Genomic DNA, 21,533 nt, shown 5'->3' with positions numbered 1-21,533 from the left:
ATATTCCAACCTAAATTTTTTTGGATCGTATATTTTTTTGATTTTCTTCGCAGATGGTATAGCCTCGACAAGGGGGACGCGGATCTGAGGAGGCCCGCCGCCCGCGACATGGGAGGAGAAACGAGATGACGGAAGCAACGAGACTTTCCCGCCGTGCCTTCGGGGGGCTTGCGGCAGCGGCGGCAGCGACCTTTGCCATTGGGCGTCCCGGGATCGTGCGGGCGCAGGCGGCGATCACCTTCGCCGTGCCCAATCCCTCGGCCCTGACCTGGCTGCCCTATTGGGTGGCACTCGGCGAGGGCTATTTCGGCGAAGAAGGGCTTGCCCCGACCCTGCAGGCCATCGACGGCTCTTCGGCCGTGCTGCAGGCCATGTCGGCCGGGCAGGCGCAGATCGGTGCCCCCGGACCGGGGCCGGTCCTTGGCGCGCGGGCGCGCGGCGTGGACGTGAAATTCATCTATAACCTGTTCCCGAAATCGGTCTTTGGCCTTCTGGTCAAGAAAGACAGCGCGGTGCAAAGCCCGGCCGACCTGAAGGGGACCGTCGTGGGAGTCGGCACCGCAGACGGGGCCGAAGTGTCCTTTACCCGCGCCATCCTGACGGATCTGGGGATGAAGGACGGGGTGGATTATACCTTCCTGCCGGTGGGCGATGGCGGAACGGCTGCGGTCGCCTTCCTGCGCGACGAGGTCGGCTCGTATGCGGGTGCGATCTCGGATGCGGCGATCCTTGGTGCGCGCGGACTGGAACTGCGTGAAATCACGCCCGAGAAATATCTGGGCTTCTTTGGCAATGGCATCGCCATGCTGGAAAGCCAGATGGCCGCGACCCCGGATCTTGCGCCGAAATTCGGGCGCGCCCTGGTGCGGGGAATGCGCTTTGCCAGCGATCCGGCGAACCATGACAAGGCCCTGGCCCATTGCGCCACCGGCAATCCGCAGGAAGGCGAGGACAAGAAATTCGCCGCAGCGCTTCTGGCGGCGGCAATCGAGCGGATGACGCCGACCGAAGCCTTTGCCGACAAGGGCTATGGCTATCAGCCGCCCGAGCATTGGCAGATGATCCATGACGCCGCGGTGGCCTCGGGGGCGTTGGAAAAGCCGCTCGATGACCTCTCGGCGGTCTATAGCAATGAATTCGTCGAGGGCTGGAACGCGTCATGACGATGGCCGAGTCCCAGATCCTTCCGGACAGCGCCGCCATTCCCCGATCGGTCTATGAGATCTCGCGCCTGTCCAAGACTTATGCGCGAAATCGCCTGGTCGCATTGACGGACGTGAACCTGACCCTGCGCGAGGGCGAGTTCGTCTCGGTCATCGGCTCGTCGGGCTGCGGGAAATCGACGCTGCTGAAGATCATGTCGGGACTCATGCCGCCGACCTCGGGGCGCGTCACGCTTGAGGGCAAGCCCGTCACCGGCACCCGCGCCGATATCGGGATGATGTTTCAGCAGGCGACGCTGCTGCCCTGGATGACCACGATTGAAAACATTGTCCTGCCGATCGAGATCCGGCAGGGCAAATCCGCCGCCCGCGCCGCCCGCGCGCGGGCACAGGAGCTGCTGGACCTCGTGGGTCTGGGCGATTTCGCGCATGTTTATCCGGGCGAATTGTCCGGCGGCATGGCGCAGAGGGCCTCGATCTGCCGGATGCTGATCACCCGGCCCGCGGTCCTGCTGCTGGACGAGCCCTTCAGCGCGCTGGACGAGTTGACGCGGGATTTCATGAACATGGAGTTGCAGCGGATCTGCCACGAGACCCGCGCCACCGCCTTTCTCGTCACCCATTCCCTGGCCGAGGCGGTGATCCTGTCCGACCGCATCCTGGTGATGAAGCCGCGCCCCGGCCGCATCGTCGAGGAGGTGGTGATCCCCCTGCCCCGGCCGCGCACGCTGGAGATGATCAATACCCCGGAATTCGGCCGGATCGTGGCCCATATCCGCGACCTGCTGGGCAAGGAGGCCGAGCAATGACCGATACCGTTTCCGACGACCTGCCCGACACCGTCTGGATCGAGAAAACCAGCTGGATCGACGCCATGCCGCGCTGGCTCGCCATGTCGCTTCTGTTCATCGCCGTCGTCACGCTCTGGGATCTGGTGACGCGCTGGGGCTGGGTATCGCCGATCATCCTTCCGAGCCCCGCCGAAACGCTCGCGGATCTGATCTTCGTGGGGCGCAATCTGATCACCGGCGATTACATGCTCGGCGCGCTCTGGACGACCACCAAGACGGTCTTCTTCGGCTTCCTGATTGCTGCGAGCATCGGTTTCCTGCTGGGCGTTCTGGTCGGCGAGACCAAGTTCGGCGAACGCGCGGTCATGCCCTATCTGGTTGCGATCGACACCATGCCCAAGGTGGCCTTCGCGCCGCTCTTCATCGCATGGCTGGGCTTCGACATCGCCTCGAAGGTGGCGCTCGCGGCCTTTATCGCGACCTTTCCCATCGTCGTCGCCACCGCTGCCGGTCTTTATGCCGCCTCCGAAAACGAACGGATGCTGTTCAAATCCATGGGTGCGACGCGGATGCAGACGCTGCTGCGGCTGAAGCTGCCGACCGGCCTGCCCTATATGTTCACCGGCCTGAAAATCGCCGCTGTGGGCGTCATGGCCGGGGCGATCACTGGCGAATTTCTGGGCGGCGGCAAGGGGTTCGGGGCCTTGATCCGGCAATCCGCCAGCCAGATGGACACCCCGCGCGTCTTTGCCCTGATCCTCTACTTGAGTCTGCTCGGGCTTCTCCTGTACTTCACCGTCGTCTGGGCGCAGCGCAAGTTCGTGTTCTGGAACAAGGACCAACGGCCCGGTGCCCTTGGCTGAACGGCAATGGGGGAAAAGGTGCCAAGCGATATGCGCAACCTGTCGGAACAGGTCTATAACCTGATCCGGCGCGACATCCTGCAGGGGCTGCTTTTTCCCGACATGAAGCTGCAGATCGAGACGGTCTCCGAACGCTATCAGATCGGCGCCGTTCCCGTGCGCGAAGCGCTGAACCGTCTCTCTGCCGAAGGGTTGGTGGAACGCAAGAGCCAGCGCGGATTCTTTGTCTCGCCGCTCAAGATCGAGGATCTCGAAGAGCTGGTCAGGACGCGGATCTGGCTTGAGACGCTGGCCTTGCAGGAATCCATCAGCCATGCCGACGAGGCTTGGGAAGAGGCGCTGGTGGTCAGCTTTCATCGCCTGTCGCGCACCTCGCGCCGCCTGATGCCCGGCGACGGGCGCGAGGCTTCCGAAGAATGGGACATCCGCCACAAGGAATTCCACATGCAGCTGATCGACCGCTGCGGCTCGAGCTGGCTGCTGAATTTCTGCGCGACGATGATGGATCAGGCGGCGCGCTACCGGAATATATCCATGAATATCCATTCGAGCCAGGCCCGGCGCGAGGGCGCGCTGGCCGAACATCAAGCCATCCTGGACGCTGTCCTCGCGCATGATGCGCCGCTTGCCTGCCGATTGCTGGGCGAGCACTATCAGGCCACGCTTGCCGCATTGCGCGCGCCCTTGCCAGATCGGCCCGCAAAGTGATACCCGGAACCGGCCTGACGTCGCTCGCTGCTGGTCCTGCGTGTCGCCGACTTGACGCGCGCGGTCCACATGGGCCTGCAACGCACGGAAACATCAGCTTGTCTCGCCGAACGTGATCTTCGAAGATGGCAAACGCCATCTCATCGGCACGCATGTTCCCGCGCCGCGTCCGAGGCTGCACGGGCGAGCTTAGCCTTCCCCCGCGCACCGAGCGCGGATCTGGCGCATGATTTTGGTCGTCACGGGCTGAAGCGCGGCGGATTCAGGTTTCGGCGCGGCGGCCTTTCTCGGCAGGAACAAGGCTACAGGCAGACACGCGACAGTGCGGGCGGGCGCTCATGGCGCAGGCGCGCAGGCAGGCCTGCTCGGTCTTCCAGTAGGCACGACGGCAACGCTCGACCGGGTCGCCCATGTGGGGATCGCGGAGGAGCTTGCCGTGACATGCCCGGCGGTCATTGGTAGGGCTCTGGGCGAAGATCCTACCGCTACGATCTTGCGCGCGCTTCAACGCGAAGGATCGCGGAACGACCTAAGCCGCGCCGTTGCGTCACGGCGGCGCCCTCCATCAGCGCTCCTACATGGCTCGACCCTTCCAAGCATGAAAATCGCATCCGATGGAAACCCCAAGGGTTTCGGCGCGTCAGCGCCCGTCGGACATGGTGCGATCTGCGAGAACGGCGGCGGATGTGCGGTTATCGACGCCCATCTTCTCGAAAACCTGCTCGAGATGTTTGCTGACGGTGCGCCCGCTCAGACCCAGAATGCCGCCGATATCGGTATTGCTCTTGCCTTGCGTCAGCCAGAACAGAACCTCGGCCTCGCGCTCGGTCAGGCCGAAGCGTTGGGACAGCACCTGTTCGCCCGGTCTTTCGCGCCGGTCCCGGATCGAGAGCAAAAGCTCCTGTCCGCCACCCTTGCCGATATAGCTGATCTCGAGCCAGGCCGAGGACAGCTTGCGCACCTGCGACAAGGGCAATTGCCGCAATTGTTGGAGCCATGTCCGAAATTCGCCTTGCGCCGCGCCGCCCGAGGCATCGCGCCAGCCCTCGGGCAGAAGCGTCAGCAGGTCCTGTGCGCGGGGCGATGCCCAGGCCAGGTCTCCGCTGGTCGAAAAGGCGGCCACGGCCCGCCCATTGGCATCAAGCGCCCGCCGCGCGCCGGCGAGCTTCTGGGCATTGAGCAGATGCACCCCGAGCCGGGCGATCAGCTCGTCCAGGTTCAGCGGTTTGGTGACGTAATCGACGCCGCCCGCGCGCAGGCCTTGCAGAATATGCTCGGGTGCGGAAAGGCCGGTCATGAAGATCACCGGCACCGCCGATGCGGCCGGAAGGGATTTCAGAAGCCGGCAGGTCTGGAAACCGTCAAGGCCCGGCATCACCGCGTCCATCAGCACGACATCCGGGGTCACCCGGCCCGCAAGACGCAGCGCCGCCTCGCCGTCGCGGGCGGCCATGGCGGTGATTCCGGCCTGCTCGACGGCCTCGGCCACCATCATCAGCGAGGCCGGATCGTCATCGACCACCAAAGCGATGCTGCGGCTTTCCTCGTCAACCGGCATCTTGCAGGGCCGCGTAATCGTCAAGAACATCCATGATCCTTTCAAAATCCACTTCGGCCAGTGCATCCCGCAATGGCCGCGACAAATCCGGGGGAAGCGCGAGCGCGGCCAGCCGAAGATGCAGGTCACGCAGCCGGCCCATCCGCGCCAATTCGCGCAGCGCCGCGAGATCGGCGCGGCGCGGCGGCGCGACCGCCGCAGAAGGCTCCGTCTCGGCTGCCGCGCGCCGCTCGATCTTGAGCAGATCGTCGATCCTTGCGCGCAGGTCGTCGAGGATGCAGGGCTTGGCGATAAAGGCGTCATGCAACGGGATCTCGGGCGCGCCGGACTGAGCTTCCAGCGCATGGCCCGACAGGACGACGACCGGCGTCGCGGCGTGGCCATTGCCGCGCAGCCATTGCAGAAAGTCCCAGCCGCTCATGCCCGGCATGTCCACGTCGATCAGGAAGAGGTCGGGCGTCACGTCCTCCAGCGCCTCCATGGCGGGCGCGGCACCCGCGAACAGCACCGTGTTGAAGCCCTGCGGCCGCAGATAGCTTTCCATCAGCGCAAGATGCGTCGGGTCGTCATCCACGATCATCAAGAGCCGCAGCCGCCCGTCGGCAGGTTCGGCCACAGCCGGGCCGACCGGGTTTGTCTGCGCCGGTATGTCGCGGGTTTCGGCCAGGTAAAGTTTGAGCCGGAACAGGCTGCCGCGGCCCGGCGTGCTGATCACCGAGACCTCGCCGCCCAGGATATCGACCAGCAGCCGGGTGATCGTCAGCCCCAGCCCCGAGCCGTGGCGGGTCATGTTGCTTCCGCGCTCGAAGGGTTTCCAGATCCGCGACATATCCTCGGGGGCGATGCCGATGCCGGTATCCTCGACCTCGATCGTGGCAACCTGATTGCGCCAGCCGATGCGCAGCGTGACGCGTCCCCGGTCGGTGTAGCGAAATGCATTGGCCAGCAGGTTGATGACGATCTGGCGCAGGCGCTTTTCATCGACCAGCACCCATTCGGGCAGCATTCCCATGCGCTCGATCACGAATTCGAGCCGCCTTTCGCGCGCCGTTTCCTGAAAGATGTCGGTAATCTGGCGCAGCAGGTCGGGCAGTTGGACTCGGGTGCGGTTCAGTTCGAGCCGCCCGGCCTCGATCTTGGAAATATCGAGCAGACCCTCGATCAGCCCGGCGAGATGCTCGCTCGAGCGGCGGATGGCGCGCACCGCCTCGCGCCGCCCGACGGGAAGGGTCGGATCTGCGTCGAGAAGCTGGGCATAGCCATAGATCGCATTCAGGGGCGTGCGCAATTCATGGCTGATCCCCGCCATGTAGCGGGTCTTGGCCAGATTGGCGGCCTCGGCCTTTTCCTTGGCTTCCTGCAGGGCGCGATCCGTCCGCTCATGGGCGCGGATCTCGCGCAAAAGCCGTTCGGCATGGCGTTCGGTGTCGCGTTGTGCCGCCAGACGCGCCTCGCGGGTCAGCAGGAACAGCCAGACCGCCACGCCAGAAGCCACCATCGTGGATGCGAGGATCACCCCGAGCAGCGGATCGAGGCTTGGCTCGCCCGCCCTGCGCCGGATCATCCAGAGCAGCATCGCAACCCCGCCGGTCACGATGCCCGTGCCACCCAGAAACCTGGCCAGTCGCCCGCGCAATGCCTGGGTGATCCGCGCGGGCAGAATGGCCTCGGCGCGGCTGCGGGTCATTTGCCCCAACTTGGCATGGGGCTTGCAGACATCGTTGCAATTTGCATTCAGAGAACAGCAGAGCGAGCAGATCGGCGCCGCATAGAAGGGGCATTCCGTCATGTCCTCGCGGTCGAAGCGGTAATCGCACAGGCAGCAGGTGATCAACCCTTGCGGCATGTCGGGCGTGGGGCGCGCCACGTAATAGCGCCCCCCCGTCCCCCATGCGATCAGGGGCGCGGCCGCGATCGCGACCAGCAGCGCGACAAAGGGCGAAAGCGCCCCCGCCTCCGGGCCGAACAGGCCTGCATGGGCCAGAAACGCGGCCAGCGTGCCCGCCGTCAGCGCCCCCAACCCGACCGGATTGACGTCATGAAGATGCGCCCGCCGGAATTCCACCCCCTTGGGCGAGAGCCCCAAGGGCTTGTTGATCGTCAGATCGGCGAACAGCGCCCCGATCCAGGCCAGGGCGACATGGGCATAGACCGAGAGCGTGCCCTCGAGCGCCGCGAAGACGCCCAGTTCCATCAAGAGCAGTGCAATCGCCACGTTGAAAAACAGCCAGACCACCCGCCCCGGATGGGCATGGGTGATCCGCGAAAAGAAATTCGACCAGGCGATCGAGCCGGCATAGGCATTGGTCACGTTGATCTTGAGTTGCGACAGGATGACAAAGAGGCCAGTCAGCAGCAGCGCAAGGCCCGGCCAGGGGATCACCAGGGCATAGGCGGCATGGTAGAGCGCAGTCGGGTCGATGGCATGGCTGAAATCCACGCCCTCGCTTTGCGCCAGCGTCACCAGCCACGAGCCCGCGAGCATCTTGACCGTCCCCAGGATCACCCAACCCGGCCCCGCCGCGACCAGCGCGACCCACCAGCGCCGCCGCTCGCGCGCGGTCTGGGGCTCGGGCAGGAAGCGCAGGTAATCGACTTGCTCTCCGATCTGCGCGATCAGGGCCAGCACCACGCCCGAGGCCGCGCCAAAGGCCATCAGCGGCGTCACCGACCGGTCTGGCGCGACCTCGATCCGGCCGTGGAAACCGGTCCAGCCGGACAGATCATGTCCCGCGAAGGCCAGCAGCAGAAAGGGCAGCACATGCAGCACGATCCACAAGGGCTGGGTCAGTGCCTGAAAGGCCGAGATCTTGGAAAATCCGTTGATGACCAGCGGGATGACCGCCAGCGCGGAGATCAGATAGCCGATTGAAAGCGGTATCCCGAAAAGCAGATTCAGCGCCATGCCGAGGATCGCGGCCTCAAGCGCGAAGAAGATAAAGGTGAAGCTGGCATAGATCAGCGAGGTGATCGTCGAGCCGAAATAGCCAAAGCCCGCTCCCCGCGTCAGCAGGTCGATATCGACCCCGTAACGGGCCGCGTAATAGGAAATCGGCAGGCCGGTGACGAACAGGATCAGCCCGCCCCAGAGGATCGCCATGAGCGCGATATCAAAACCCCAGTTCAGCGTGATTGCCGCCCCGATGGCCTCGAGCGCAAGAAACGAGATCGACCCCAGCGCGGCATTCGCGACCCGCCCCGCCGTCCAGCGGCGCGCCCGCCGCGCGGTGAAGCGCAGGGCGAAATCCTCCATGGTCTCATTCGCGACCCAGCGGCTATAGAGCCGCCGCTCGCGCGTCGCCTGAAAGGCCGTGATCATCCTGTTTTCCCTGTCCGCCGGACTTGCCGGCATGTCGCCCACGGTTTTCCGCGGTGCGGCGTAATCTTCCCAACCCCTAGCTTAGGGGGAAAATTGCGCAACTGAATACGTCAGATGACGTATGTCGCAGTGCAGCATTCCGGCCCAGTCTTGGCGAAGGACGGCGTTTCGCGCGCCACAGACCTCCCCCGAGACAGGAGCTTTCCATGACCGAAAAGACCCCGACATCCCCCTTGGGCGCGCCGTCGCGCCGCGCCTTTCTGGCCGCCTCGGCCGCGCTCTCCGCCTCACTTTTCCTGCCCAAGGGGCTGCGGGCGCAGGATTTTCCCACCGCGACGGTGAACACCACGGGGCTTGCGGTCACCGATACCGACGTGACCGTCGGCATTCTGCATTCGGTCACCGGAACCATGGCGATCTCGGAAACCGGATCTGTCCAGGCCGAGAAACTTGCCATCGACCAGATCAACGCGCAAGGCGGCGTCCTCGGGCGGCAGATCAATTTCGTGCAAGAGGATGGCGCATCCGACTGGCCGACATTCGCGGAGAAGGCGCGGAAACTTCTGGTGGACGACAAGGTCGCTTCGGTCATGGGCTGCTGGACCTCGGCCAGCCGCAAGGCCGTGCTGCCGGTCTTTGAACAGTATAACGGGATGCTCTATTACCCGACCTTCTATGAGGGCCTCGAGGAATCCCCGAACGTCATCTATACCGGTCAGGAGGCCACGCAGCAGATCATCGCGGGCATCGACTGGGTGACCAAGACCAAGGGCGCCAAGTCCTTCTATCTGCTGGGTTCGGACTATATCTGGCCGCGCACCTCGAACAAGATCGCCCGCAAGCATATCGAGAAGCTGGGCCTCGAGGTTGTCGGCGAGGAATATTACCCGCTGGGCCATACCCAGTTCAACTCGGTCATCAACAAGATCAAGCTGAAGAAGCCCGACGTGATCTATGCCATCGTCGTCGGCGGCTCGAACGTGGCCTTCTACAAGCAGTTGAAAGCCGCCGGCATCGACATGACCAAGGAAAAGCCGCTCTTGCTGACCATCTCGGTCACCGAGGACGAGATCCGCGGCATCGGCGGCGAGAATATCGACGGCGCCTATGCTTGCATGAAATATTTCCAGTCGCTCGACAACCCGAACAACATCGAGTTCGTCAAGGCTTTCAAGGCTGCCTATGGCGAGGACATGGTGATCGGCGACGTGACCCAGGCGGCCTATCTGGGACCGTGGCTGTGGAAGGCCGCCGTCGAAAAGGCCGGCAGCTTCGACATCGACAAGATCAAGGAAGCCAGCCCCGGCATCGAGCTTGCCACCGCTCCCGAGGGTTACGTCAAGGTCCATGAGAACCACCATCTCTGGTCCAAGACCCGCGTGGGACATGCGCAGGCCGATGGCCAATACAAGGTCGTGTTCGAAACCGCCGATCTGGTCGAACCCGATCCCTTCCCCGAAGGCTATCAATAAGCACATTCCGGCCGCGCGGTCCCTCTCTGCGCGGCCAGATACGCCGGGTCTGATGACCCGGCGACTTTCCCGAAATATGCGCCCGGAGGTGTGCGATGTTCGCCGATTACAGTTGGGGCGAGCTTGTGTCGATTTTCGCGATGCAGGGCTTTGCCGGCCTGATCCTGTTTTCCGTCTTTGTGCTGATGGCGCTGGGTCTCGCGATCATTTTCGGCCAGATGGGCGTCATCAACATGGCCCATGGCGAGTTCATGATCCTTGGGGCCTATGTGACCTATCTGGTCTCGCGCCTGTTTGAGACCTATCTGCCCGCGCTTTTCGGCATCTACTTCTTTCTCGCCATGGCGCTGGCCTTCGTGGTCGCGGGCGCGCTGGGGATGGTCGTCGAATGGGCGCTGATCCGCAGGCTCTACAAGCGGCCGCTGGACACGCTCCTGGCGACCTGGGGCCTGTCGCTGATCCTGCAGCAGCTTTTCCGCACCGTCTTCGGGGCGCGCGAAGTGGGCGTCACCATCCCGCAATGGATGATGGGTTCGCTGCCGCTGACAGACACCATCGAGGTGCCGATCAACGGGCTTTTCGTCATGGCGCTGGCCATGGGGATCTCGGCCGCGATCTATGTGCTGATGTTCCGCTCGCGCTGGGGCTTGCAGGTCCGCGCCGTGGTCGCGAACCGTGTCATGGCCGATGCCGTGGGGATCAATACCGAGCGCACCGACCGGCTGACCTTCGGCATCGGCTGCGGCGTCGCCGGAGTCGCCGGCGCGGCCTTCACCATGATCGGCTCGACCGGGCCGACCTCGGGGCAGCTTTATATCGTTGACACCTTCCTGGTCGTCGTCTTCGGCGGCGCGGGCAGCCTGATCGGCACCATCGCCTCGGCCTTCTCGATCAGCCAGGCGCAGTCGATCCTTGAGTTTTTCCTCTCCGGCTCGATGGCCAAGGTCCTGACCCTGCTTGCGGTGGTCGGCATCCTGATGGTCCGGCCACAGGGCCTGTTCGCCCTGAAACTGCGCAAGTGAAGGGCGAGCCATGACCGAATTTCCCGCTATGGCGACCGGACGCGACGGGCGCTTTCTGAACCGGACGGAGGCGATGGGGGCCGTGGCGCTTGCGCTGCTGATCTTCGTGCTGCTGCCGCTGGCGCTCGACCCGTTCCGGCTGAACCTTTTCGGCAAATACCTGACCTATGCCTTTGTCGCGGTGGGCCTTGTGCTGTGCTGGGGCGCGGGCGGCATCCTGAGCCTTGGGCAAGGGGTCTTCTTCGGGCTGGGCGGATATGCGCTGGCGATGTTCCTGAAGCTTGAAGCATCCACGCCCGAGGCCACCAAGATCCAGTCCACCCCCGGCATTCCGGATTTCATGGACTGGAACCAGATCACGGCGCTGCCCGGCTGGTGGCAGCCCTTCCACTCGCTGAGCTTCACCATTTTCGCGGTCGTCGCGGTTCCGGTGATCTTCGCCTTCATCATCGGCACGGCCATGTTCCGGCGTCGCGTGGGCGGGGTCTATTTCTCGATCATCACCCAGGCCGTGGCCGCGATCCTGACCATCCTGATCATCGGCCAGCAGGGCTATACCGGCGGCGTCAACGGCATTACCGACCTGCGCACGCTCAAGGGCTGGGACATCCGCACCGACGAGGCCAAGACGGCGCTGTATTTCGTCAATGGCGGGCTGCTTTTCGCCTGCCTCGCGCTCGCGCAATTCGTCCGGCGCTCGAAGCTTGGCCGTATCCTGATCGCCATGCGCGACCGCGAGGACCGGGTGCGTTTCTCGGGCTATGACGTGGCTTCGTTCAAGATCTTCGTCTTCTGCCTCGGCGCGGGTTTCGCGGCCATTGGCGGGGCGATGTTCACGCTGCAGGTCGGCTTCATGTCGCCCAGCTTCGTCGGGATCGTGCCGTCCATCGAGATGGTGATCTTCTGTGCCGTCGGCGGGCGCAATTCGATCCTTGGCGCGGTCTGGGGCACGCTTCTGGTGAACTGGGCCAAGACCAGCTTTTCCGAAAGCTTCCCCGAGCTTTGGCAATTCGGCATGGGCGCGCTGTTCATCGCCGTGGTGCTGGTCTTTCCCGACGGGCTTGCCGGTGTCTGGAAACAGCATGTCGAGCCGCTTTTCGCGCGCCTGAAACCCCGCCCCTCTGCCCCGCAGCCAGCCGAATGAGTGCCGCCATGTCCGAAACGAAAGACGCTTTCATCCTGACGGTCGAGGATCTGACCGTCTCCTTCGACGGGTTCAAGGCGGTGAACGGTCTGAACTTCTATGTCGAGCCGAATGAATGCCGCGTCATCATTGGCCCGAACGGCGCGGGCAAGACCACCGTGCTGGACCTGATCTGCGGCCGAACCCGCGCCACCGGCGGCTCGGTCCAGTTCAAGGGGCAGGAGCTTCTGAAGATGCGCGAGGACCAGATCGTCCATGCCGGCGTCGGGCGCAAGTTCCAGAACCCCTCGGTCTATGAGGATCTGACGGTCTTCGAGAATCTCGAGATCTCCTATCCGCGCGGCTATTCGGTCTTTGGTGCGCTGGCCTTTCGCCGCGATCAGGCGGTGCGCGACCGCATCGCCGAGATCGCCGAGATCATCTTCCTGCAGGACCATCTGCAGGAAAAGGCGGCCTATCTGAGCCATGGCCAGAAGCAATGGCTCGAGATCGGCATGCTGCTGATCCAGGACCCCGAGCTTCTGATGCTGGACGAGCCGGTCGCCGGCATGTCCGTGGCCGAGCGCGTCAAGACCGCCGAGCTTCTGAACCGCATCATCGCGGACCGCTCGGTGATCGTGATCGAGCATGACATGAAATTCGTCGAGGACATCGCGACGCGGGTCACCGTCCTGCACCAGGGCAAGCTCTTGGCCGAAGGCTCGATGGCCCATGTCCAGGCCGATCCCAAGGTCATCGAAGTCTATCTGGGCCATTGAGGGGGCACTTATGCTTGATATCGCGGAACTCCGCTCGGCTTACGGCGAAAGCGAGATCCTGCACGGCATGTCCATGTCCGTGCCCAAGGGCCAGATCGTCGCCATCATGGGCCGCAACGGCATGGGCAAGACCACGCTGATGAAGACCCTGATGGGGATCGTGCCCACGAAATCCGGCGCGATCCGGGTCGATGACAAGGACGTCACGGCGATGAAGCCGCATGAGCGCGTCGCCTCGGGCATCGCCTATGTGCCGCAGGGCCGGATGATCTTTTCCGCCATGACCGTGCAGGAGAATGTCGAGACCGGCCTGACCGTCACCGGCGAAAAGGTCGTGCCCTCGGACATCTACGAGCTCTTCCCGGTGCTTCTGGAAATGAAGAACCGGCGCGGCGGCAACCTGTCCGGCGGCCAGCAGCAGCAATTGGCGATCGCGCGGGCGCTGGCCTCGAATCCCAAGGCGCTGCTGCTCGACGAGCCGACCGAGGGCATCCAGCCCTCGATCATCCGCGAGATGGCCCGCACGCTCCGCCGCATCCGCGACGAGCGCGGGCTGACCATCATCGTGTCCGAACAGGTGCTGAGCTTCGCGCTCGATGTCGCCGACCGCGTGATGGTCATCGAGAATGGCGAGATCGTCCATGACGCGCCCCGCGACGGCATCGACGAGGCGAAAATCGCCCGTTTCCTATCCGTTTGACAGCCAAAAGGGAGTTTTCAATTGGCCGATACCCTGATCTCCGTCGATCTTTCCGAGAGCCCGCTCACCAACGAGAAGATCCACAACCGCTGGCATCCCGACATCCCGATCGTGACCTGGGTCGAGCCCGGCGACGAGTTCAAGATCGAGTGCTATGACTGGACCGGCGGCCAGATCAAGAACAACGACGACGCCTCGGACGTGCGCGACGTGGAACTGGAACAGGTCCATTACCTGTCGGGCCCGATCGGCATCAAGGGCGCCGAGCCGGGCGACCTGCTGGTGGTCGAGATCCTCGACATCGGCGCCAAGGAAGAGATGCAATGGGGCTTCAACGGCTTCTTTTCCAAGCAGAATGGCGGCGGTTTCCTGACCGAGCATTTCCCCGAGGCGCAGAAGTCGATCTGGGACTTCCACGGCATGTTCACCAAGTCGCGCCATGTTCCGGGCGTGAAATATGCGGGTCTCATCCATCCCGGCCTGATCGGCTGCCTGCCCGATCGCAAGATGCTGGACATGTGGAACTCGCGCGAGAAGGACCTGTTCGACACCGACCCGACGCGGGTGCCGGGCCTCGCCAACCTGCCCACCACCAAGGCCGCCCATATGGGCGCGATGAAGGGCGAGGCCCGCGAAAAGGCCGCCGCCGAGGGTGCGCGCACCGTCCCCCCGCGGGAGCATGGCGGCAATTGCGATATCAAGGACCTGTCGCGCGGGTCGACGATCTATTTCCCGGTCTATGTCCCCGGCGCGGGCCTTTCGATGGGCGACCTGCATTTCAGCCAGGGTGACGGCGAGATCACCTTCTGCGGCGCCATCGAGATGGCCGGCTGGCTGCATCTGAAGGTCAGCCTGATCAAGGAAGGCATGTCGAAATACGGCATCAAAAACCCCATCTTCAAACCCTCGCCGATCGTTCCGAAATATGACGACTACCTGATCTTCGAGGGGATCTCGGTCGATGAGGGCGGCAAGCAGCATTACCTCGACGTCCATATCGCCTATCGCCAGGCCTGCCTGAACGCGATCGAATACCTGAAGAAATTCGGCTATTCTGGCGCGCAGGGCTACGCGATCCTCGGGACCGCACCGGTGCAGGGCCATATCTCGGGGGTGGTGGACGTACCGAATGCCTGCGCGACGCTCTGGCTGCCGACTGACATCTTCGATTTCGACCTCAAGCCCAATGTGAACGGCCCCACCAAGATGCTGGACGGCTCGGTCGACGTGCCGCTGGCGCCCGATCTGTGATGCTTGCCGGCCGGGGGCGCTGCCTCCGGCCGATACCACTTTGCTGCGGAGCTACCGATGCCCACCTACGACTATATCTGCACCGGATGCGGCTCTTTCGAGGCCTATGCCTCGATGGCCGATTTCGACAAGCCGCATGACTGCCCCTGGTGCGCCGGGCCGGCGCGCCGGGCGATGCTGACCGCGCCGCTGCTTGCGAATATGGATGCCGGCCGCCGCCGCGCCCATGCCACCAACGAGCGCAGCGCGGACAGCCCCCGCCGGTCACATGGCGCGGGCTGCTCCTGCTGTTCGGGCGGCGCGAAAAAGAATCCCTCGGGCACGCTGCACCGCCCCGACGGATCAAAGAGCTTCCCGGCCAAGCGGCCCTGGATGATTTCGCATTAGCCGCGGACGTCGCAGCCGGAACGATCCCTATTGCGCCGGCGTCAGACGCCAAAGCGCGCCATTCTCGGAATCGGTCAGGACCATGACGGCCCCGTCCGCGGCGGTATCGACATCCCGGATGCGGGCCTGACCCTCAAGATAGCGTGCCTCGCCCAGAACGCGGCTGCCCTCAAGGTCCAGACGCACCAGCGCCCGCCCGGCCAGGGCCCCGATGAGGGCATCGCCTCGCCAGTCGGGAAACATCTCGCCCGCGTAAAAGGTCAGACCGCTTGGCGCGATGACCGGGTCCCAGTAGTAAAGCGGCTGCTCCATGCCCGCTTGCGCGGTCAGCCCCTGACCGATGGGGCTGCCGCTGTAATCCATGCCATAGGTGATTACCGGCCAGCCATAATTCCTGCCGGCCTCCGGACGGTTCAATTCGTCGCCCCCCTTGGGACCATGCTCGACGGTCCAGAGCGCCCCATCCGGTCCAAGCGCCGCCGCTTGCAGATTGCGATGCCCATAGGACCAGATCTCGGGCCGGCCGCCCCTGATCTCCGGATTGCCCGAGGCCGCCCCCCCTTCGGGCGCAATGCGCAGGACCTTGCCCAGATGGGTCGAGACATCCTGCGCCAATTGCCTTGGCTCGGGCTGCGAGCGCTCGCCGGTGGTGACGAACAAGGCCCCGTCCCGACCAAAGACAAGCCGCGAGCCGAAATGGCTGGTCGAGTTCCAGGCCGGCTCCTGACGAAAGATGACCCGGACATCGCTCATCCGCCCGCCATCCGCAGACAGGCTGCCCGTGGCGACGGCGGTGGCGTTGCGCCCGCCACCGCGCGGCTCGGCATAGCTCCACCATACCCGGCGATCCTGCGCAAAACCAGGACCGATGGTCACGTCCAGCAGCCCGCCCTGCCCGCGCGCATCGACCTCGGGAAGACCCGCGATCGGTTCCGAGACCAACCCGTCCGGTGCCACCAGCCGCATCTGTCCAGGCTTTTCGGTGACCAGCCAAGACCCGTCCGGCAGTTGGTCCATACCCCAGGGCTCGTTCAGTCCTTGGGCCACGACCTCGCGCCGCAGATCCTGCGAGGGCACTTCCTTCGCGCGTGTCTGCCCGGCAAAGGCCGGAGCCTGATCGGGCGCGTTCGGTCTGCTTTCATTGAACTCCTGAGCGCAGGCCGCGCAAGGCAGAATTGCGCAGACAAGGGCGGCATGGAACGGAACCTTCATCGCAACTCTCCTCTGCGGGCATCGGGCCGGGCTCAGGTCGAGCTTAGCCGGAAAAGCTGCGCGGCTGGGCTCAACTCTCCGTGCCGCCTCCCCGGTCGCCCAGAACTGCGCGGACCCTTGCCTGCTCTTTGAGGATCACTGCGGCCAGACGGAAAAACCCATGCACCATCCTCGAGCAAAGCCGTAGAAGAAAAAGGTCAGGGCAGATCCCAGATGCAGGGCCAGCGTCAGGCGCAACGCCTCCGGGTCTGCCGCCTCACGCGCAAGCCCGCTGGCCGCGACGAGCGCGAGCGGCCGGAAGACGGTCATTCCCCCCAGCCCAGACCCTACGCGCGGGTCCGACCAGCAATACCCCGCCGGGGTCTGCGGGGGCAAGGTAGGGCTGAACAGCGCAAACAGGGGCGCGGGCCCTCCGGCCGCAGCGTCACGCTGCGTTCCGCCGCCGCCATACGGATCTTGCGCGAAAAGGGCGAGGCCGGGGTCTGGGGGAGCGCCTGCATTCAGACCAATCCGCCATCTCTCTTCATGATCGGATCCGCGATCCGGCTGGCCTTGTCCGAGGCAAAAAAGGCGATGATGGTAGCGACGTCCTCGGCCGACGCGGTTAACGCGCCAGCGCCGCCTTGTCCTTGGCGGCGCGGAACAGACCGGTTTCGAGCGGCAGGCGGCCACGCCTTTCAGCCGATAGCCGCGCGGCGCAAGTCGCATCATCGAGCTTGTCCGCGCGATGATCGCGCCGCCATCCTCGGCGCGATTGGCCGCGGCCTGAACGACGTTGAAGGCGCTGATAGAAGTCGTATCGACCTGTTCGCGCATCCGTGGGTCGGGAGCGAGGCCAACGGCCCAAGCGCATGTTGATCCCGGCGCTGACCAAGATGCAGGAGATCAAGCCGAATTCCTCGCGAATCCTCTGGAAGGCATGTTCCACCGAGGCCACATTGCGCGGATCGCGCCGGATGCCGCCTTCTTCGCCTCGCGCGCCTGTCTGCCTGAACGCCCGCGCGCGCATGCCCCGGAGAGGCCAATCGGGTTTCGCGCGCCATGCCTGAGAGGAAAAAATGACGGGACCGGCCCCGCTCGGACCAGACCCGCCGCAGGGCGATCAGAGCCTGTTCAGGATGGCATCGGCGCGGGTCGCAAAGACCTCGTCGCCCGCGGGCAGTTCAGCATCGCCGATGCGCTGCTGCCAATCCGCCGTCGCGCTGGCCAGAGCATTGGGCAGGCCCAGCTCGGCCAGGGTGGCGGCGACTTCGCGCATTTCGGCGGCGCGGCGGCGGCCATGGACCATCATCCGCTCGAGGTTATAGGCCGCCTGCCGGGGCCATTCGATGTCCGGATTCGAGGCCTGCAGCGAGGCCAGCACCTGCGCCTCGACCCCGGCCCGGCGTGCGGCCAATAGGCATTCGGCAGTCAGCGCCTCCATGCCCTTGATCATGACCGAGCGGATCATCTTGATCGATGAGGCGTCGCCCACCGCATTGCCCGCGATCCTGGCCTGCATATCCAGCGCGGCCAGCACAAGCGCGGCATCGCCGCTATGGGGGCCCGCGATCAGAAGCGGCGTGCGATGCAGCTTGGGATGGACCGGGGCCATGATCGCGACATCGACGTAGCGCCCGCCCGCTGCCTCGACGATCGCCGCCGCGCGCCGCTTGGCCCCGGGCGAGCAGCTGTTGCCGTCGAACCAAAGCGTCCCCGGCGCGAGGAATTCGGCGGCCTCGGTCGCGGCCTCGACCGCGCGGTCGGCGGTCACGAGACAGAACACCGCCCCCGCCCCGGCAAGCGCCCCGGCCCGATCCGAGGCAAGCGTCACGCCTGCGCGGGCGGCGCGGGCCTGCGGCAGCGCCGCGGCGACGGGATCGCAAAGCTTGAGATCGAATGCCCGCGCCCGGCCCGCCAGTTCCTGTCCCCAGCCCGTGGCAAAGGCTTCGGCTGCCTCGCCGAAGCCGACAAAGGCAATGCCCTGCCCGATTGTGTCGAAATCTTCCATGCATGTCCTCCGGTTTGGTCCAGACCTAGCGCAAGCCCGCCGCAAGCCAAGCGGCCATAGCTCGCGCTTATGACATTGGACGCGCTTCGGAATTGCTCCTCGCCCGTCCGAGGGTCAGAAGCGGGACGGTTCTGACGAGGGGAGACGAAAGATGCGCGATCGGTTTCTGGAATTGCTGGGGCCTTCGGGCTGGCGTTCAACCCCCGAAGAGATGCGACCCTTTGCCCGCGACTGGCTGGACCGGCATGGCGAGACGCCGCTGGGCGTGGCGTTGCCCTGCTCGACCCCAGAGGTCGCGGCGGTGCTGCGCCTTGCCGGCGCGCTGGGGCTGACGGTCACGCCGCAGGGCGGCAATACCGGGCTGAATGGCGGCAGCGTGATCTCGGCGGGCAGGCCCGGCATCATCCTGTCGCTGGCCCGGATGAACCGGATCCACGAGATCGACCCGATCGGCATGACCGCGACCGTGGATGCCGGGCTGGTGTTGCAACGCCTGCATGACGCGGTCGCGGATCACGGCTTGATGTTTCCGCTGCATCTGGGCTCGGAAGGCAGCGCCCAGATCGGCGGGTTGATCGCGACCAATGCCGGCGGCAGCCTCGCCGCGCGCCATGGCATGATCGAGGCGCAGGTGCTCGGGCTGGAGGTGGTGCTTCCCGATGGATCGGTCTGGGACGGGATGCGCGCCCTGATCAAGGACAATACCGGGCTGCAATTGCGCAAGCTGTTCTGCGGGGCCGAGGGGCGTCTGGGCGTGGTCACGCGCGCCATCTTGCGCCTGCATCCCGCTCCGCGCGTCAGGGCCTCGGCCTTGCTTGCCGTGGCGGATCTGCGCTCGGCGCTTAAACTCGGCGCAGACCTACGCCGCGACGCCGGGGACATGCTGGCCGCGACCGAGTTCTTCTGCGAGACGGGGCTCGAGATGCTGCTGCGCCACCTGCCGACGCTGAGCCGCCCGATCCAGGCGAGAGGCCCGTATTACCTGCTGGTGGAACTGGCAAGCGCCAGCAACTGCGCCGATCCCGAGGCGGTTCTGGCCGATCTCATCGAATCCGCCTTCGAGGCTGGCGAGGTTCTGGATGGAACGATCGCCGCCTCCGACGCGCAGCGCGCGGCGCTTTGGCGGCTGCGCGAAGAGATGCCCGAGGGCCAGCGTCTGGAAGGGCCGCAGATCAAGCATGATATCGCCGTGCCGGTGGCCCGGCTCGCAGAATTCGTGGCCGGAATCGAAGCCGGGTTGCAAACCGTCCTGCCGGGGGTCCGGGTCAATCCCTTTGGACATCTGGGCGATGGCAATGTCCATCTCAACCTGTCGCCACCGCCCGGCGCGGGTTTCGACGGGCGCGAAAGCGCGCTTTCCGGACTGGTCTATGACCTTGCCGCCGGGATGGGAGGCAGCTTTTCGGCCGAACACGGGCTGGGTCAGGCCAAGGTCGCGCTGGCCGACCGGCTGCGCGGCGCGACCGAGCGGCAGCTTATGGCGGCGCTGATCGCCGCCGTCGATCCCGAGGGACGGATGAACCCCGGCAAGATCGTCTGACGTGCCTGCCGGATCCCTATAGCATTTCGTTATCCGACGCGGGCCGTTTCTGAATTGTCCTGCCCGCGCCGGATGCGCAAAAGGAGCAAGAGGAGAGGTCCGGTTTGCGCCTTGCGCAATTCCGGGCCCGGGAATTCGGGAGAGAACGGATGGATGGAATCCTTCAGTCGCTGGGGGTGATCTTCAGCCTGTCCGGGGTGGCGGTGCTGCTGGTCGGCGCGCTTCTGGGCATTGTTATCGGGGCCTTGCCGGGTCTGGGGCCCTCGATCGGGCTGAGCCTGCTCATCCCCTTTACCTATTCCATGTCGCCCGAACTCAGCATGCTGCTGATGATCTCGCTCTACACCTCGGCGGAATATGGTGGCTCGATCAGCGCGATCCTGCTCTCGACCCCCGGCACGGCGGCGGCGGCGGCCACGGCGATCGACGGCTATGCCATGGCCCAGAAGGGCCGCGCGAATGAGGCAATCTCGATCTCGCTGACCGCCTCGACGGTGGGGGGCATTCTTGGCGGGCTGGCCCTTCTGCTTCTGGCCATGCCGCTGGCGAAACTGGCCCTGCAATTCGGACCGGCGGGATATTTCGCAGTCGGGCTTTTCGGGCTGAGCTCGGTCGCGGCGCTGTCGGGCGGCTCGCTGGTCAAGGGCCTGCTGGGCGCGGCCTTGGGTCTTGCGCTGGCGACGGTCGGGATCGACCCGATCACGGGCGCACCGCGCTTCACCTTCGGCCAGTTCGAGCTTTACGAGGGCGTGCCCTTCCTTGCCGCGCTGATCGGGCTTTTCGCGGTCTCCGAGGCCATGGCCCTGGCCGAGAAACACGCCCGCGCCGTGCCGCAGGTCAAGGAGCGCGTCGGTCATGTCTTCATGTCGCTGGAGTTGTGGCGGCGCACCTGGAGGGCGATGATCTCGGGCTCGGTGATCGGCACGCTGCTGGGCATCCTGCCGGGCGTCGGCGGCAATATCGCCTGCTGGGTGGCGCGCGACTATGCCCGCGCCCGCGACCCCGAACCGCAGGAATACGGCCAGGGCGCGCCCAATGGCATCGCGGCACCGGAGGCTTCGAACAATGCCACGGTCGGCGGGGCGCTGGTGCCGCTGCTGGCGCTGGGGGTTCCGGGTTCGCCCACCACTGCGATCATGATGGGCGCGCTGATCATGCACGGGCTGCATCCCGGTCCGCAGCTCTTCACCGAGGCCCCGAGCCTGGTCTATGCGATCCTCTTCGGCGTGATCATCGCCTCGATCGTGCAGTATCTGGTCGGCTCGCTGTTCCTGCCGATCCTGGCGCGGACCGTGCGTCTGCCCGACGGGGTGATTGCGGCGGGGATCATGGCCTTCGCCATTCTCGGCGCCTTCGCGATCCGCAACCTCATGTTCGATGTCTGGATGACGCTGGGCTTCGGCCTGCTGGGCTACGGCATGAAGAAGCTCGATTTCCCGGTCGCGCCGGTGATCCTGGCCATGGTGCTGGGCTATCTGATCGAGTCGAATTACCGCACCGCGCTGGTGGCATCTCAGGGGGATTACTCGGTCTTTGTAACGGACCCGATCAGCCTTCTGTTCCTGATCCTCAGCCTGATCAGCGTGCTGGTTCCACTGCGCCGGGCATGGCGCGCACGCCGCGCCCGCAGCGTCGTCACCGAATGAAAAATCACC

19 protein-coding genes are annotated in these 21,533 nt (G+C 65.0%); 13 read left to right on the top strand and 6 right to left on the bottom strand.

Features of this window, described 5'->3' with window-relative positions; all coding sequences use genetic code 11:
- Positions 1-125: 125 nt before the first annotated feature.
- Genes ESZ60_RS10170 through ESZ60_RS10155 form a run of 4 tightly spaced genes read left to right on the top strand, consistent with a single transcriptional unit; the run spans position 126 to position 3,525 of the window.
- On the top strand, positions 126-1,163 hold the full coding sequence (locus ESZ60_RS10170; RefSeq protein ID WP_134680468.1) for an ABC transporter substrate-binding protein: 1,038 nt from the start codon (positions 126-128) through the stop codon (positions 1,161-1,163).
- Positions 1,160-1,972 carry an ABC transporter ATP-binding protein gene (locus tag ESZ60_RS10165; RefSeq protein WP_134680467.1) on the top strand — a complete coding sequence of 271 codons (813 nt, stop codon included), beginning with the start codon at positions 1,160-1,162 and terminating at the stop codon, positions 1,970-1,972. The genes ESZ60_RS10170 and ESZ60_RS10165 overlap by 4 nt, the downstream gene beginning before the upstream one ends.
- Positions 1,969-2,817, top strand: coding sequence for an ABC transporter permease (locus tag ESZ60_RS10160; protein ID WP_134680466.1), 849 nt, complete (start codon positions 1,969-1,971; stop codon positions 2,815-2,817). Before ESZ60_RS10165 ends, ESZ60_RS10160 begins: the two co-directional genes overlap by 4 nt.
- A gap of 18 nt (positions 2,818-2,835) precedes the next feature.
- Positions 2,836-3,525 (top strand): GntR family transcriptional regulator, encoded by a 690-nt coding sequence (locus ESZ60_RS10155; protein ID WP_245155655.1) that lies wholly within the window; start codon positions 2,836-2,838, stop codon positions 3,523-3,525.
- 640 nt (positions 3,526-4,165) lie between these two features.
- Here ESZ60_RS10155 and ESZ60_RS10150 read toward each other — a convergent pair.
- Together ESZ60_RS10150 and ESZ60_RS10145 are read right to left on the bottom strand one after the other, a co-directional pair.
- Positions 4,166-5,113, bottom strand: coding sequence for a response regulator (locus tag ESZ60_RS10150; protein WP_245155654.1), 948 nt, complete (start codon positions 5,111-5,113; stop codon positions 4,166-4,168).
- Positions 5,073-8,402: a hybrid sensor histidine kinase/response regulator gene (locus ESZ60_RS10145; RefSeq protein WP_134680464.1), complete on the bottom strand. Its 3,330-nt coding sequence runs from the start codon at positions 8,400-8,402 to the stop codon at positions 5,073-5,075. Before ESZ60_RS10145 ends, ESZ60_RS10150 begins: the two co-directional genes overlap by 41 nt.
- 206 nt (positions 8,403-8,608) lie before the next feature.
- Between ESZ60_RS10145 and urtA the strand changes: the two genes are divergently transcribed.
- The 7 genes from urtA (at position 8,609) to ESZ60_RS10110 (ending at position 15,136) form a co-directional block, all read left to right on the top strand.
- Positions 8,609-9,874 (top strand): urea ABC transporter substrate-binding protein, encoded by a 1,266-nt coding sequence (gene urtA / locus ESZ60_RS10140; protein ID WP_134680463.1) that lies wholly within the window; start codon positions 8,609-8,611, stop codon positions 9,872-9,874.
- Between the two features lie 95 nt (positions 9,875-9,969).
- Positions 9,970-10,896, top strand: coding sequence for an urea ABC transporter permease subunit UrtB (gene urtB / locus ESZ60_RS10135; RefSeq protein ID WP_134680462.1), 927 nt, complete (start codon positions 9,970-9,972; stop codon positions 10,894-10,896).
- 10 nt (positions 10,897-10,906) lie between these two features.
- Positions 10,907-12,040 carry an urea ABC transporter permease subunit UrtC gene (gene urtC, locus ESZ60_RS10130; protein WP_245155653.1) on the top strand — a complete coding sequence of 378 codons (1,134 nt, stop codon included), beginning with the start codon at positions 10,907-10,909 and terminating at the stop codon, positions 12,038-12,040.
- Between the two features lie 8 nt (positions 12,041-12,048).
- A complete protein-coding gene (gene urtD, locus ESZ60_RS10125; RefSeq protein ID WP_209021280.1) occupies positions 12,049-12,798 on the top strand; it encodes an urea ABC transporter ATP-binding protein UrtD in 750 nt (249 codons plus the stop codon).
- 10 nt (positions 12,799-12,808) lie between these two features.
- Positions 12,809-13,498 carry an urea ABC transporter ATP-binding subunit UrtE gene (gene urtE, locus ESZ60_RS10120; protein WP_134680460.1) on the top strand — a complete coding sequence of 230 codons (690 nt, stop codon included), beginning with the start codon at positions 12,809-12,811 and terminating at the stop codon, positions 13,496-13,498.
- A 21-nt stretch (positions 13,499-13,519) separates the two neighbouring features.
- On the top strand, positions 13,520-14,749 hold the full coding sequence (gene fmdA, locus ESZ60_RS10115; protein WP_134680459.1) for a formamidase: 1,230 nt from the start codon (positions 13,520-13,522) through the stop codon (positions 14,747-14,749).
- Between the two features lie 57 nt (positions 14,750-14,806).
- Complete coding sequence (locus ESZ60_RS10110; protein ID WP_134680458.1) at positions 14,807-15,136, top strand: FmdB family zinc ribbon protein; 330 nt, start codon at positions 14,807-14,809, stop codon at positions 15,134-15,136.
- 27 nt (positions 15,137-15,163) lie between these two features.
- On the opposite strand, the gene ESZ60_RS10105 is transcribed toward ESZ60_RS10110, so the two are convergent.
- The 4 genes from ESZ60_RS10105 to ESZ60_RS10095 all read right to left on the bottom strand — a co-directional run bounded on the left by ESZ60_RS10105 (position 15,164) and on the right by ESZ60_RS10095 (position 18,338).
- Complete coding sequence (locus tag ESZ60_RS10105) at positions 15,164-16,348, bottom strand: PQQ-dependent sugar dehydrogenase (protein WP_134680457.1); 1,185 nt, start codon at positions 16,346-16,348, stop codon at positions 15,164-15,166.
- Between the two features lie 135 nt (positions 16,349-16,483).
- A complete protein-coding gene (locus tag ESZ60_RS20740) occupies positions 16,484-16,657 on the bottom strand; it encodes a hypothetical protein (RefSeq protein WP_167620110.1) in 174 nt (57 codons plus the stop codon).
- Between the two features lie 295 nt (positions 16,658-16,952).
- Positions 16,953-17,357 carry a hypothetical protein gene (locus tag ESZ60_RS10100; RefSeq protein WP_167620109.1) on the bottom strand — a complete coding sequence of 135 codons (405 nt, stop codon included), beginning with the start codon at positions 17,355-17,357 and terminating at the stop codon, positions 16,953-16,955.
- 93 nt (positions 17,358-17,450) lie between these two features.
- Entirely contained in the window at positions 17,451-18,338 is an 888-nt protein-coding gene (locus ESZ60_RS10095) for an NAD(P)-dependent oxidoreductase (RefSeq protein ID WP_134680455.1), read from the bottom strand.
- Between the two features lie 151 nt (positions 18,339-18,489).
- Here ESZ60_RS10095 and ESZ60_RS10090 point away from each other — a divergent pair, with 151 nt between their 5' ends.
- Together ESZ60_RS10090 and ESZ60_RS10085 are read left to right on the top strand one after the other, a co-directional pair.
- Positions 18,490-19,878, top strand: a complete 1,389-nt coding sequence (locus ESZ60_RS10090; RefSeq protein WP_134680454.1) for an FAD-binding oxidoreductase — start codon at positions 18,490-18,492, stop codon at positions 19,876-19,878.
- A gap of 149 nt (positions 19,879-20,027) precedes the next feature.
- Positions 20,028-21,524, top strand: a complete 1,497-nt coding sequence (locus ESZ60_RS10085) for a tripartite tricarboxylate transporter permease (RefSeq protein ID WP_134680453.1) — start codon at positions 20,028-20,030, stop codon at positions 21,522-21,524.
- Positions 21,525-21,533: the final 9 nt, after the last annotated feature.

It is taken from the genome of Paracoccus ravus (assembly GCF_004522175.1).
GTDB lineage: Bacteria > Pseudomonadota > Alphaproteobacteria > Rhodobacterales > Rhodobacteraceae > Paracoccus > Paracoccus ravus.
This window is presented reverse-complemented; position numbering and strand designations above follow the sequence as displayed.

What these genes read in the sequence shown, in the direction of transcription:
- ESZ60_RS10100 (WP_167620109.1), bottom strand. Translation starts at nt 17,357, where the DNA reads ATGCGCGCGCGGGCGTTCAGGCAGACAGGCGCGCGAGGCGAAGAAGGC.
- urtC (WP_245155653.1), top strand. Translation starts at nt 10,907, where the DNA reads ATGACCGAATTTCCCGCTATGGCGACCGGACGCGACGGGCGCTTTCTG.
- ESZ60_RS20740 (WP_167620110.1), bottom strand. Translation starts at nt 16,657, where the DNA reads ATGACCGTCTTCCGGCCGCTCGCGCTCGTCGCGGCCAGCGGGCTTGCG.
- urtD (WP_209021280.1), top strand. Translation starts at nt 12,049, where the DNA reads ATGTCCGAAACGAAAGACGCTTTCATCCTGACGGTCGAGGATCTGACC.
- ESZ60_RS10085 (WP_134680453.1), top strand. Translation starts at nt 20,028, where the DNA reads ATGGATGGAATCCTTCAGTCGCTGGGGGTGATCTTCAGCCTGTCCGGG.
- urtB (WP_134680462.1), top strand. Translation starts at nt 9,970, where the DNA reads ATGTTCGCCGATTACAGTTGGGGCGAGCTTGTGTCGATTTTCGCGATG.
- ESZ60_RS10095 (WP_134680455.1), bottom strand. Translation starts at nt 18,338, where the DNA reads ATGGAAGATTTCGACACAATCGGGCAGGGCATTGCCTTTGTCGGCTTC.
- ESZ60_RS10145 (WP_134680464.1), bottom strand. Translation starts at nt 8,402, where the DNA reads ATGATCACGGCCTTTCAGGCGACGCGCGAGCGGCGGCTCTATAGCCGC.
- urtA (WP_134680463.1), top strand. Translation starts at nt 8,609, where the DNA reads ATGACCGAAAAGACCCCGACATCCCCCTTGGGCGCGCCGTCGCGCCGC.
- urtE (WP_134680460.1), top strand. Translation starts at nt 12,809, where the DNA reads ATGCTTGATATCGCGGAACTCCGCTCGGCTTACGGCGAAAGCGAGATC.
- ESZ60_RS10105 (WP_134680457.1), bottom strand. Translation starts at nt 16,348, where the DNA reads ATGAAGGTTCCGTTCCATGCCGCCCTTGTCTGCGCAATTCTGCCTTGC.
- ESZ60_RS10165 (WP_134680467.1), top strand. Translation starts at nt 1,160, where the DNA reads ATGACGATGGCCGAGTCCCAGATCCTTCCGGACAGCGCCGCCATTCCC.
- ESZ60_RS10170 (WP_134680468.1), top strand. Translation starts at nt 126, where the DNA reads ATGACGGAAGCAACGAGACTTTCCCGCCGTGCCTTCGGGGGGCTTGCG.
- ESZ60_RS10150 (WP_245155654.1), bottom strand. Translation starts at nt 5,113, where the DNA reads ATGTTCTTGACGATTACGCGGCCCTGCAAGATGCCGGTTGACGAGGAA.
- ESZ60_RS10160 (WP_134680466.1), top strand. Translation starts at nt 1,969, where the DNA reads ATGACCGATACCGTTTCCGACGACCTGCCCGACACCGTCTGGATCGAG.
- ESZ60_RS10110 (WP_134680458.1), top strand. Translation starts at nt 14,807, where the DNA reads ATGCCCACCTACGACTATATCTGCACCGGATGCGGCTCTTTCGAGGCC.
- ESZ60_RS10090 (WP_134680454.1), top strand. Translation starts at nt 18,490, where the DNA reads ATGCGCGATCGGTTTCTGGAATTGCTGGGGCCTTCGGGCTGGCGTTCA.